This is a genomic window from Microcoleus sp. D3_18_C2 (assembly GCF_036702395.1).
In the GTDB taxonomy this organism is placed as follows: domain Bacteria; phylum Cyanobacteriota; class Cyanobacteriia; order Cyanobacteriales; family Microcoleaceae; genus Microcoleus.
The window spans coordinates 14,982-28,432 of record NZ_JAUBTG010000032.1; the positions used below are offsets into that span (position 1 = coordinate 14,982).

General features: G+C 50.7%; 6 protein-coding genes. 2 read left to right on the forward strand and 4 right to left on the reverse strand.

Translation table 11 applies throughout. The features are described 5' to 3' along the window. Positions 1–144 precede the first annotated feature (144 nt). Together QUA88_RS18705 and QUA88_RS18710 are read left to right on the forward strand one after the other, a co-directional pair. Positions 145–1,488 carry an amino acid permease gene (locus tag QUA88_RS18705; RefSeq protein WP_333232251.1) on the forward strand — a complete coding sequence of 448 codons (1,344 nt, stop codon included), beginning with the start codon at positions 145–147 and terminating at the stop codon, positions 1,486–1,488. A 25-nt stretch (positions 1,489–1,513) separates the two neighbouring features. Beyond that, positions 1,514–2,179: a methyltransferase domain-containing protein gene (locus QUA88_RS18710; protein ID WP_333232253.1), complete on the forward strand. Its 666-nt coding sequence runs from the start codon at positions 1,514–1,516 to the stop codon at positions 2,177–2,179. Positions 2,180–2,362: 183 nt separating this feature from the next. Here the strand turns inward: QUA88_RS18710 and QUA88_RS18715 are convergent, their stop codons facing one another. The 4 genes from QUA88_RS18715 to QUA88_RS18730 all read right to left on the reverse strand — a co-directional run bounded on the left by QUA88_RS18715 (position 2,363) and on the right by QUA88_RS18730 (position 13,357). Then, entirely contained in the window at positions 2,363–3,649 is a 1,287-nt protein-coding gene (locus QUA88_RS18715; RefSeq protein ID WP_333273092.1) for a Rid family detoxifying hydrolase, read from the reverse strand. A 264-nt stretch (positions 3,650–3,913) separates the two neighbouring features. Further along, complete coding sequence (locus QUA88_RS18720) at positions 3,914–9,250, reverse strand: response regulator (protein ID WP_333273095.1); 5,337 nt, start codon at positions 9,248–9,250, stop codon at positions 3,914–3,916. Positions 9,251–9,301: 51 nt separating this feature from the next. Beyond that, positions 9,302–10,204: an HNH endonuclease gene (locus tag QUA88_RS18725; RefSeq protein WP_333056447.1), complete on the reverse strand. Its 903-nt coding sequence runs from the start codon at positions 10,202–10,204 to the stop codon at positions 9,302–9,304. A gap of 57 nt (positions 10,205–10,261) precedes the next feature. Continuing rightward, positions 10,262–13,357 (reverse strand): methyl-accepting chemotaxis protein, encoded by a 3,096-nt coding sequence (locus QUA88_RS18730; RefSeq protein ID WP_333056448.1) that lies wholly within the window; start codon positions 13,355–13,357, stop codon positions 10,262–10,264. Between the last annotated feature and the right edge of the window lie 94 nt (positions 13,358–13,451).

Sequence of the window (13,451 nt, forward strand, 5' to 3'; positions counted from 1 at the left end):
ACGTTTCCAGCAACTCTTTTTATTTAATTTCTGGTATCGCAGGAATTCTAATTCTTCTGAGTCGGCGCCGGACTTTTGGGCAAAACGGAAATTGGTTTAAGCCTGGGTGTCGTAAAAAATTCTACTCGTTGAGAAGCTAAAACTGTGGATAGATTAGAGAACACTGCACTGGTGGAACGTAACGAACCCCAAACAGGGACTCCAAAACCCTCTATTAGTCTAATTGATGCGATCGCCCTGATTGTCGGGCTAGTAATCGGCGCAGGCATTTTTGAAACCCCTGCTCTGGTCGCGGCTAATACCGGAACGGTTGGTGGTGTCATAGGAGTCTGGCTGATAGGCGGTGTGGTGTCATTACTGGGGGCACTTTGCTACGCCGAATTGGCCACGACATATCCCCATGTCGGCGGCAACTACTACTACTTGAAACGGGCATTTGGGCAACCGATCGCAGTTTTATTTGCCTGGGCACGCATGACCGTGATTCAGACTGGATCGATCGCGCTGCTGGCATTTGTGTTTGGCGACTATGCCTCTGAGCTATTTCGACTAGGTGGCTACTCCCCTGCAATTTACGCAGCAGTCGCGATCGCCCTGCTCACAATGCTCAACATCATTGGACTGCGCCAGAGTAAAAGCCTCCAGAACGGGCTAGCGGTGATACTCGTTTTAGGCTTACTGCTGGTCATCGTAGTGGGTCTGGCATCCTCCCCTCCTCCCGTCCCGGCCCTTTCCTCCGATGCCTCCCGTACCTCTTCCTGGGGCTTAGCGCTGGTCTTCGTGCTGCTGTCCTATGGTGGTTGGAATGAAGCCGCTTACATTTCTGCCGAAATTCACAACCCACAGCGCAATATTTTGCGATCATTCCTCTGGAGCATTGGCATCATTACAGGACTTTATCTGCTGATTAATCTGGCATATCTGCGGGGATTGGGTATCGCAGGCATGACCGACTCTCAAGCCGTTGCATCAGATTTACTGCGGCGAGTGCTGGGTGAACCGGGAGCCGCGTTTGTGAGTTTACTGGTTGTGACCGCCACCCTGGGGTCGATCAACGCCAGCATCTTTACGGGGGCACGCAGCAGCTTTGCTCTGGGGCAGGATAGGTCTGCATTTCGCTGGTTGGCACGCTGGCACCCGCATCCGAGTTCACCGACAACCGCTTATTTATTGCAAGGTGCGATCGCGCTGACCCTGATTGGGCTGGGAACCTTCACCCGCAAAGGATTTGAAACAATGGTGGACTACACTGCGCCCATCTTCTGGTTTTTCTTTTTGATCAGCACCCTGTCGTTAATTGTTTTACGCATTCGAGAACCCGATCGACTACGCCCGTTTAGCGTACCGTTTTACCCGATCGTTCCCATAATGTTCTGCGCCATTTGTGGCTACTTGCTCTATTCCAGCCTGGTTTATACAGGCATCGGCGCGATCGTAGGGGTCATCGTTGTTCTACTGGGTATTCCCTTTGCCCGTCACACTACATAGCAACTTTTTTTGGAGATTTACAATCGTGCAACTCAAAACCATTAGGCAATCATTCTTTGTTGGCGTTAGCATTTTCAGTTTTGCTGCGATCGGCTGTACCCAACAACGTAACTTTGAGACAGTGGCTCCAACTCCGGCTGCCGCATCCCCAACTAATTCTGTTTCCGATGTGGCTCAAGCGACTCCTAGCCCCACAACAGAAGCTCCCACCCGTCAACCCGATGTCGTTTACGTTCCAACCCCTGTACCGGTTGTGAATGAAATGCTGCGGCTGGCAAACGTGCAAGCCAATGACGTAGTTTACGACTTGGGTAGTGGCGACGGTAGGATTGTGATTGCAGCCGCTCAAAAGGTTGGCGCGCGGGGCATTGGTATTGACATCAGCCCAGAACGCATTCGAGAAGCTAACGAGAACGCCAAAAAGGCTGGCGTTACCGATCGTGTCCAGTTTCGTCAGGAAGATTTATTCCAAACAGACTTCAGTGAGGCAACAGTTGTCACGCTTTATCTCCTGCCAGAACTCAACGTAAAACTGCGCCCCAAATTACTCAGTCTAAAACCAGGTACGCGCATTGTGTCCCATGAATTCGATATGGGCGACTGGAAACCTGAGCAAGTAGTAAAAGTGGACGGCAGAACAGTCTACTACTGGGTTGTACCTGAAACTCCTCCTGCTAATTTGAAGAAGTAAGGATCGCGAATTAAATAACTTACAATTTTAATTGTTATTGTGGGATGGGCGTCCCGCCCGTCCCACAATCTTGTGGAAGTTATTTAATTCTCATTCCTAAGACTATTGGAGCTTGAGCAGTCAGACTCTATATAGCTGGCACGTCGATCGGATCGACGTGCTAGGTCAGCACACTAACTCACGTTAAATAACCGCAATACAGTCAATCTCAACTAACACATCTTTCGGCAAACGCGAAACCTCCACACAAGCGCGCGCCGGTGCAGTTTCCGCATCAAAATATTTCGCATAAACCGCATTCACAGCGGCAAAATCATTCATATCTTTGAGGAAAACGGTAGTTTTTACGACATCCAACCAAGTAGCGCCGGCTTCTGTGAGAATGGCTTCGAGATTTGCCATAACTTGTTCGGTTTGTTTTGCCACATCGTCGGTGTAGACAATATCGTTTAGTCTAATGTCGATCGCAATTTGGCCAGCTACAAACAGCATAGTGCCCGTAGCGGCGATCGCTTGATTGTATGGGCCCACGGGTGCCGGTGCTTTGTCAGTACGAATAATTTTGCGCGTCATAGATGTCACTTTTTGGGATTCTTGTTGAGGGGTTTGTTTGTTGTCGATTTCTGGTTCTGAGATTTCTGGCTGGTAGATTTCTCCATCTGGCATTATCGCACCAGTGAAGTCTGCTTTTTTAAAATTCCAACCATAGGTTTGAGCATCAGTCAAGTCTGCTTTCTTAAGGTTGGCTCCCTCCAAACTTGCTAGCATCAAAGTTGCTTGTTTAAGACTAGATTTTTCTAGATTTGCCCCTGCCAGACAGGCTTTTTTCAAATTTGTCCCTGTGAGGTCTGCTGCACTAATATCCGCCTCAGTCAGATTCACACCTGATAAGTTAAGTGCAGAGAGATTGACACCTCGAAGTTGGGCTTGCTGGAGATTGGCATCTTCGAGACTAGCATTACCTAAGTTCACTTGACTCAATTGTGCTCCTGTCAAATTTGCCCTCGTGAAATTTGAGCCGCTCAGATTTGCTCTCTTTAAATTTACTTCCTTCAAGGAGGCTGTAGTTAACCATACAGAGATTAATTGGGCATCACTCAGGTTTGCATTGTCCAGCTTAGTATTTCTCAAATTGGCACTGGTGAGGTCTGCCCTACTCAAGTCAGCACTGGTGAGGTCTGCAAAACAGAAGTTGGCACTATTACCTGTCACCCCGATTAAGTTTGTTCCTACCAGGGATGCTCTACTGAAGTTTGCTCCATAGAGGTTTGCTTTGTTCAGAGTTGCCTCATTCAACTCAGCTCCCGTCAAATTTGCACCGCGTAGGTCTATTCCACTCAAGTCTGCACCTTTGAGATCTATCCCGCTTAACTGTGCTTTTGTAAAGTTCCGTTCGCCTGCAGCGTATTTTTCTAAAAGTTCTTCAGCATCCATAAATAACCTCGATCGCCCTTCCGCTACACCCCACATTCCCAGCCTACCACCAAAACCGAAAGCGCGATCTAAATCCGCGTCAATCCATTTTCATCTGCGGTCAATCAACTCCCTTTTTCAACCGCAGATAAACACAGATAAACGCAGATAAATTATATCAAATTCGTCCTTCCTCGGAATCATCGCTCTCTCTGTTCTCTTTCTCTGCGTTCTCTGTGTCCTCTGCGGTTTAATCAATCCAATTTCATCTGCGGTTAAGAAATTCCATTTTTTAACCGCAGATAAAAGCAGATTTACACATTACACACCAACCGGAGCACCAACAACCTCACCCTTCAACATCCGAGAAGCAGCATCAAGCAATTGCTCCTCCAAATAAGGCTTAGTGAAATAGCCCTTCGCGCCCAAACTGTAAGCCATTTGGCGGTGTCTGTCAGCACCGCGAGAAGTTAGCATCGCGATCGGCAATTCACACAAAACCGCATCCTTCTGCATCCGAGAAAGTAGTTCCAAACCATCCATTCTCGGCATCTCAATATCGCAGAAAACGATATCGCAAGGCAGACCAGATTTCATCTTTTCCCAAGCTTCCTTACCGTCGCGAGCTTCTTCCACACGATAGCCAGACTTCTCAAAAGTAATCGACAAGAGCGATCGCACCGTAATCGAGTCATCCACAATCAGCACAGTCGGCTCAGTCTTCTCAATTTCCGCCTCCTTAGTAGCCTTCTCGCCCTCATCCCAAAGCGTACCGCCAGTGTCCTTCCGCAGCCTGCCGGTAGCCAAATCGATCAGCTCCAGAACGTCCGCAATCGCCACGATCCGACCGTCTCCGAGCACCGTGGCCCCAGCAATCCCGATCGGCTTGGGCACCGGCCCTTCCAACGGCTTGATCACAATTTCCTGTTCCGTCGAAACCTGATCCACCTGCACCGCCAAGAAATTGCCAGCAGAGCGCAGCACAATCACCGAAATCATGTCATCGTCAGTATTAAACCCGTAAACACTGCCCCGGCCCAAATGGCGGCTGTAAGCCAGCAGATCCCGCAGCGGCCGGAACGGCAAGCTTTGACCCCGCCACTCAATGCAAGGCAAACCGTCCGCCCCCGTCGTCACCTGATCGCGAGGCACATCGATCATATCTTCGACCCCATCCATCGGGAAAGCAATGCGAGCTCGATCGCTAATGCAAGTCAGAGCCTTAGAAATACTCAACACGAGAGGTAAACGGATGGTAAACACAGTCCCTTTGCCGATCGTTGAATCGATCGACACAGTGCCCCGAATCTCCTGCAGCGAAGTCTGCACCACATTCATACCGACCCCCCGGCCGGCATACTCCGTCGCCTGTTCCTGAGTGCTGAAACCGGGCATAAACAGCAAATCGTAAACTTCCGAGCGAGACATCCTCTGAGCCTGAGCCGCCGTCAGCATACCTTGCTTAATCGCCTTCGCCTTCACCCTTTGCGGATCAATTCCGGCCCCGTCGTCAGAAACCGAAACCACCGTTTGGTTCCCTTGGTGGAAAGCGCGAATCGTAATCCTGCCGACTGCAGGCTTCCCAGCCGCCAGACGCACCTCCGGCGCTTCGATCCCGTGAGTAATCGCATTGTTCACCAAATGAGTCATCGGGTCATATAGCTGATCCACAATCATCTTGTCGATCAAAATCTCCTTACCCTCAACCTGCAACTGAGCCTGCTTCCCGCACTTAATCGCGATTTCCCGCACCGCCCGGAACAGCCTGTCCGTCGTCTCCGCAAACGGCTTCATCCGGGCGCGAGTCAAACCTTCTTGCAGTTGAGTCGTAACTTGCCGCAGTTGGCGAGTCACCTGATCCGCCTCATCCACCAAAAACTCAATGTCCGCAGCCGACTCCCGCACCCGCACGATCAGCTCAATAATCTCCTGAGCCAAACTGTGGAAAGGAGTAAACCTGTCCATTTCCTCTGGTCTCCAGGCACTTTCCCTCGTGTGGGCCGAATCCTCAGAGCGCCAGGCCGATCGGTGTCCCTGCCGGTTTGCCAGCAAAGCAATCTCCAAAAGACTCCGCTCGTAGAAATCCTGAGTCCGCTGGCTCACATCGCTCAGCAGCGTTACCTGGTGCAGCAAATTGTCCAAAAACTGGCGCATCCGTTCTTGGTCTTGCTCCAAACTGTTGCGGTTCACCACCAGTTCCCCCATCAAATTGCTGAGGTTATCCAGTTGCTTGACCGGCACCCGCATCGTCTGGTCGCCGAACCCGCCCGCGCGGGCATTCCGCCTGGGTCTGTTGATCGCCGACGGCCCCATATTGCCTTCCCCCTGTGAGCGGCCGCTGTCCTTGGGATCTTCGAGCAGTTTTTCCAAATCGCCAAATTCGTCGTCGCTCTCATCGGCAGCGGTGCGCGCGGCTTTACTAGCAGTTGTCGCCGGTAGCCCGTGAATTTCCGGCATAGTTGCGCTCTCGCTGAGGAGTTCTTCAAGATCCGAGAAAACTTCTGTATTTACCGGACTCTGATTTGTACTCGCAGAAGCTGCTATGACAGCTCCCGCACCGCCTGCAATTAACAGTGCTTCTAAATCGTCAAAATTGCCTTCAGAATCATCCTCATCGCCTGATTCGCCATCGCCAAAAAAGTCTGCCAGCGACCCCTCATCTAACTCCGAGGCATCGGCCTGGGCTGACTCGTCCTCAGCGTCCCAAAAGCCCGTCGTCAGTTCCGAAGTCACCAAAACCTCAGCATCGATCGAATCCAACAAATCATCAAAACCCTCCAACTCTGCGTTGTTGAGAGTAGCGCCCGTTTCCATCGCCGAGAGCAAGTCAGCATCGCCATCAAACATACCATCGAGAGATTCAGCAGGCAGCGGCTCTAAATCCACACTCGAAAAATCAGTTTCCAGGGCATCAAACAAATCATCTTCGCCCTCATACTCCCCGGCGACATCTGTTTCGGCTCGATCGAACAAATCAGCACTCACCCCGCCTGCCAAACCATCGGGCAGTTCGGCCGACAATTCTTCCTCATCATGAGCCGCGCCCTCATCTGGCGCCACTACAGCATCGGGCTGCTGCACCAGCCCTTCCCCAAACATATCCTCCAAGAAATCGAAAGCTGCGCCCTCATCAGATTCGAGATTTGAAATTTCCGACTCAGGACGATCGTCGGACAAAGCCCCAAGTTCAACCTCTGCCGAATTTGCCAAGCCTTGGTCGGAAACCGCCGCACCATTGTTATTATTGTCGAACAAACTCCCCAAGTCGCCCTCATCAACTCCCAAATCCGCACTCAGCAATTCTGAATCCCCATCCTTGGGCCAACCCCCACGGGCTTGCCCCGAAGCTTCTCCCTCATACTCCGTACCCGTAGGTACAGAACCGAAAAGCTCAGCCAAATCGGCAGCTTCTCGGGAAGTAGCCACTCCTTGCCGATCCCGCACAGTCTGTTCATCCTCAGAAATCGCGTCCGAGGTCATATCCCCAAACAGCGCATCCAAATCCGTATCGTCCCCTTCCAGGTTGAGCGATTGCACAGACTCGTCTTCCAGGCCGAAAGCATCTTCTAGCCAGTTTTCATCTGCTGAGATATCTAAATCAGAATTTGATGTCATGTTAAGAACGTTGCCCATTTCCTCATTTTGTGCGGTGCCTGCAGCTTGAGCTCGATCGCCCCCGTTCTCCCCACCTTCGTCTTCTGAAGAAAGGAAATTAGAAGTAATCCCCAACAACTCGCTCAAATCCGAATCCTCGCCCAGCTCAGAGAACAACTCGAAATCATCCATTTCAGGCTCTTCAAGCGCTTCGGCATTCGCTGAATCATTATTGTCCCCCCCGGCTGCCGGCTGCTTCGATTCTCCGTCTAAAGCCTCCGACTTCAGGGAATACTCCGAAGAGACTGCCTGCCCACCTGTTGCCTCAGATAAGCCTAAATCGCCGAACAAGTTCTCGAAATCAGCATTGTCCTCCGTACCACCAGCAGAAGTTTGGGCCGCCACTTCGTCCAACAGCGTACCGAGAGCATCTTCGTCAGCTTGTCCCCTCGCTGGGGCCACCGTGTCGGATCGCCGCTCCAAACCGCCCCTACCGTTACCCGTTTTAACCTGGTTGCGGGTTAACCGCTGGCTCGAACCCGCATTTTTCCGATCGGCAGCTACTGTCGAGCCCTCTGCCTCTTCTCCAAACAGCAAATCCTCCCCAAACAAACTCGTCAGGTCATCAATCGGAGGCGTCCTATTCGTTTCGGAACTTTCCGCATCGTATTCGTCAAACAACAAATCAGTAAAATCGCCGGAATTGTCATCATCGTCTAACCCCAGCATTCGGGCCGCCGATATCCCAGAAGAGTGTGCATAGTCGAGGTCTTCTTCTTCTTCCCAAGCGCCGTCGAGATCCGGGGACTCGCCGTCAAACAAGTCAGCTAAAGTGTTGAGTTCTGCCGCGCCCACTTCCGGGCCGCTGCGGGTCGAGCCTCTAAAAGCACCCGTCTCTATATCCGATTCTGCGAAGGCGGAATCTTCGTCGAACTGGGACGATCGAATGCCATTGTCATCGTTGCTGTCGCCGCTATCGAGTTGGTCGAACAGCTCGTCTATACTCAGCCCAGAAATAGTCGGCAGCAACTTGTTCAATCCATCCTGGGCATCGCCCGAACCCACCAGATCCCAGGCCTCATCCTCAACAGAAACCACATTTTTCCCGGATTTACTCGTCGGTTGAGCGAAGGCCAGCAAATCTTCAAAATCTGTTTCTGGAACCAGAACAGCCGGCTGCAGCGACAGAAGTTTTGCGCTTGGGGCGATCGACGATTCTAGACCAGAAATTACCAGTTCTTGCGCTTGTTTGATGTCTTTGATCACCGTTGGGGCTAAGGTGCGGTAGGTATTTTCTGGATTGCCGATCGCCTTGGATACAGCTTGGATCAATTCTATCCAGCAGGGCAGTTCAAATTCTTCCCCCGCCCTGAGCAAGTTCCGACAAATGTTCTTAAGTTGCCGCCTGCTTTCTGGCCCCTCCGGCTGTTTAAACTCTTGCAGGAGTTCCCGCATCCTCGCCGGCACGTCCGAGTCAAATACTAGCTGCAGCGCGCTGTCTTCTGTTGTTCTGGCATCAGGTGCGTAAACTGACCGCGAATCTGGAAAACTCTTTGATGAGGCAAAGGCCCCGACTCCCACCCCCGCCATAACTGGTTCGGGTACTGACATCGCGTAGCTCTCGTCTGCATGGTGTTCTCCGTGTCCAACGAGTCCCCCCAAGTGCCCATTAAGTTCTTCAAATACTGGTTCTAATTCTCGAACCATCTGTTCTCCCAATTCTTCTGTCAGTCCAAAAGGCCCCGACAGTTGCTCTAACAGCCCTTGCAATGTGTCAAAAATTCGCAGAAAAAGGGACTCTAGCTGTTGGTCTACTTTAACGCTGCACTCTTTTAATACTTTAAAACTATCTTCTAGTCGGTGAGCTGTTTGCTGAATGCTCGTCAGCCCCAGCATTGCTGCTCCTCCTTTGACAGAGTGAGCGGCCCTAAATACTTCGTTGACCAGTTCGGGGTCTTCGATCGTGGTTTGCAGATTCAGCAACCCTTGTTCGATCGTATTGAGGTGGTCTTTTGCCTCCTCAATAAAGTAGCCCATTATCCTCTGTTGTTGCTCCGGCAGCATAGTTTTATTCCTGATTTTAAGCGTTATTGTATTGGGTCTATGTTAGTAGTTCTAGAGAAGGTCTCTGTATATCTCGCCCCTTGCCAAGAGAATAATCTGACTGCGAGATATCGCAAATGTCCTGGCTATTTTTGTTTTCGATATGCCCTCACTTAAAAGATAGCGAATCTCGCGCACCTGTTCGGGTTGGAGTTTGCGGTGGATAGATATCTTGCCGGGAACGAAAGGAAAGCGGTTTTTTTCTATAGCATCGCGGGAGTTATCGGCGGGGGTTCCTTCCCACAAATGGTCAGGATTGACACAACCGCGATCGTCGCAACTGTGACACGCAAAATAACCGGGTTTAACAGGCCTTCCCAGTTTGTGTTCCAGTACAAGTCTGTGAGCGTAGAAACTTTTTGTTTTGCCATTAATTTTAGTACCCTTAATGGCGTAACCATCACTTCTTTTAACCAAGGTACAAATCATGCAGCCGTTCGGCTGTATTTCAGCGCGAATGCCTGGAATTACTTCTATGCCTCGCACTTGTTTTTGAGGTTTCGGCGCAGATGTACTTCCTACATCTTTAATTCGTCCTTTCTTAAACCTATCTTGAGAATTTTCCAGTCTAGAACCTTCCCATAAATGGTTTGGATTAATGCAGTTGCGGACATCACAAGTGTGGCAAGCAAAGTATTCCGGTCTAATCGGACGACCTAAGATATTTTCTAATACTAAACGGTGGACAGTAAACGTTTTCCATTCACCGTTAATGCGAAGTCTTTTGTTTGCATAGCCACTCCTAGATTTGGTTAGGGTAGAGATAATACAGCCCGTCGGCTGAACTTCACCAAAGATGCCCGGTATTACCTCTACTATGTTATCGTCCATCTGTGCAACTCCTACTTCCTTTAGGTGTTGAATTGGCATCCCCGCAGGGGTTTCAAGACTGCGAGGTTGCTTTTTGTATGCCATTATTGCCACACTAACGTGCTTGTAAATCAGCCCGCAAAAAAAGCATGAGACAATTGATTATTGTCTTTCTGCTGTTTCTACTCGGAATCTTTCCACCGATGTCAAAAGGTCGCGAGCAACGCCCACCAAATTTTGCAAAGCACCCGAAACTCGCTGCGCTTCTTGGGACGTTTCCTGAGCGGTCAGCTCGACAGCTTGCATCACACTGGCGACCGCGCGAGCTGTTTCGTTTTGCTCTACAGTGTCGGCAGTAATCGATCGCACTAGCACGTCAATTCGATTAGTAACTTGAATGATATCTTCAAGCGATCGCTTCGCCTGTTCTGCCAATCTTGTCCCCTCAATAACCTGCTGCGTCCCTTCTTCCATCGCCGTCATTACCGCGCCGGTTTCGCTTTGAATTTGCATCACGATCTGTTCGATTTCTTTCAAAGACTTAGCCGATCGGTCTGCCAATTGTCGCACCTCATCTGCCACGATCGCAAAACCCCTGCCCGCTTCCCCAGCTCTCGCCGCCTCAATACTGGCGTTGAGGGCCAACAAATTCGTCCGGGAGGCGATCGTCGCAATTAAAGCCACAATCTTAGAAATTTCTTGAGAAGCTTCCGCCAACCTCTTGACTTTTCTCGTGGTTTCTGCTACTGTTTCGCGAATTTCCAAAATCCCGGCCACCGTCCGCTCCACAGCCTCGCCCCCTTTCAGAGCCGTTGCCGCCGCGCCCCGGGCCACTTCTTCCGCCTCTCTAGCGCTCTCTGCGACCCGCTGAATCGCATCGGTGAGGACTTGCACCGAATTCAGCGTTGCCGCCAGTTCCTCAGCTTGCCGCAGCGCGTCTGAAGACAAATCGCCCGCAAACTTGGCACTATCTGTCGCGCCTTTGCTGACCTCCCGAGCCGCCTGCTTCACCTGATGGACAATTTCGCGCAGATTTTGAATTGTCAAGTTAAACGAGTCAGCAACAGCACCCAAAACGTCTGCGGTCACTTCTGCCGTCACCGTCAAGTCACCCCGGGCCGCTCCTTCCACGTCGTCTAGCAAGCGAATCACTTGGCGCTGCAAGTCTTCTTTTGCCTGTTCCTGCTCGTCAGACTTGCGCCTAGTATCGCTAATCGTGGTTTGGATGACCTTCGCCATGTGGTTGAATTTAGCAGCCATTTTGCCAAATTCATCTTCCGAGTAAACCGTAGCGCGAGCATCCAAAGTTCCTTGAGATACGGCATCGAACTGAGCTTGCAAATTGTCCGACGACTTGCGTACCTGCTTGGCGATCAACTGGCCGATGCCCCAAGAAGTTAAAAAGCTGGTAAAGCCTGCGGCTGCAGTCATTACCCAGCCTGTTTGGCGCAGGTAAACGATCGCCTCCGGTTTGTCTTGCCGCAGAGCTTGATAGGAGGCAATGTTGGTGACGAAAGCCACAGCTACCAGAGAAACAAGTCCCGCCCCGATTGCCGTGTACAACTGTTTTGTAAACAAAGGGGCATTTTCCAAGAAAGCCAGTCCCCCCTGTTCTACTGTTACCGAAGTATCGAGCGCTTCTGTTTCTGTGGGAGAAAAAGTCGACACAGACGTATCAGCCGGGCCGCTTATGCTAAATATTTCGTCATCCCGAATTGCTGAGCCATCGCTGTTGTCAAAGTCCAGGCTGCTCCCAGTCGTTCCCATCATGCCGCTGGTCGAGTTGCCGAAATTGGTGTTACCTCTAGTCAAGATCGAACTGGTGGCATCTTCTGAGATATCAAAGTCCGGCAAATTGCCCAAATCGTCAAATTCGTCAAATTCGTCTAAAAAGTCGCTGTGTTCTTGAGCGTTCCCAGTTTTTGACGACCAGGCGCTGTTGTTCTTGTCGGAAGCCCCGAAAGCTGTTGCTTGTTCGTTTTCGTCGAAAGAGAAAGAATCGCTAAAAGCGTCGTCTTCAAAAGCATCTAACTCGAAGTTGTCTCTAGAGCTAAATGCCGGGGGTTCCGAGTCGCTGTAACCGTTGCTGTTGGAGGAGGCTGGATCGACTGAATTAAATTGTCCCCGGCTCGACCTTTGACTTTGAGAGTTGGGGACAGCACCTCCCATCAACAGCGTTTCGTCTTCCGCCAGCGAATAGTTTGACGAGTAGTCCGACCCGTTATTCGACTGTTTGTTTTGAGGTCTAGAAGACCCGAAACCCGACGAGGGCATCGCCTCGGCAAAGGGGTCTTCATCTTCGACCCCAGGTGTGTTATGACCGTAATTTTGGCCAATCTGGGGCGGGGATTGGTAGTCGTAGTCGGAGTTATTGTCGAATTCGTCTGGCAAATCGAGCGCACCAAAAGGTTCGCCAAAATTGTCCGAGGGCCCGATGGGGGAGTCTAGTTGGTTCGAGTCGAAGGAATTCCCGCTTTCTGAAGAGGCAAAACTTTGACCGTTGAGCATCTGAGTCGGAGCTTCGGAAAACGAATCTCCTGAGTAAGGTGCGCTTGAACCAGAAACTTTGCTGCTAGACAAGTCAGCACCATCAAACCCTCCATCATCTAAGGCAAAAGGGTCTCCAAAGTCCGAGTCGGCAAACTCGTCTATGCCGTCTAGCGAGCCGGAGTTCTCAGCATAAGCTGCCATTCCGCCGCTGTCGCCACCAAAGGGGTTAGAATGTGAGGCTAAATCTGGGACTGAGCCTGCGCCATCGTCGTCTTCTGGTTCCCATCCCAAGCCACTCATGCCTAAGTCGGCCAAGTCCTCGTTTTCCATGTCGTCTGGGGATTGACTTCTATAGGAAAGGGATGGGGAATTTCCTTGGAAAAGTCCCAAATCCGGGTCTTCTAACCCTTCATCAAGAGATAAGTCTGGATAGAATTCTAATTCAGTTTCAGCAGACAAAGCCTCGAAATTTTCCGTTTCTAGTTCTCCAGATAAAAATTGGTCTGTGTAGGTAATTCCGCTGTGAGCGTGTTCTACCAAACTCTGGTCATCACTCAGACCTAGCACAACCGTGTACTGTTCCCGCGCCACCTCATACTGTTGCAGTCCGTAGCAGTAAATGTGTCCGCACAGCAGGCGAGCGCTGGGGTCTTCGGGAAAATCTTCTACTAATTGATAAACTAGGGCTGCGGCTTCTGAATAATTGCCATCCATGTAGGCCGCTTCTGCCCGTTGGTAGTCCTGCTGAAAGTTGGTACTTGTTGCCATTTGCCGCCCTCTTTGGATTTTAGATTTTAGATTTGAGATTTTTGATTTTTATCTTGAATTGAATGTTTAGATGCGCGCCTCACGTCGTGTGACT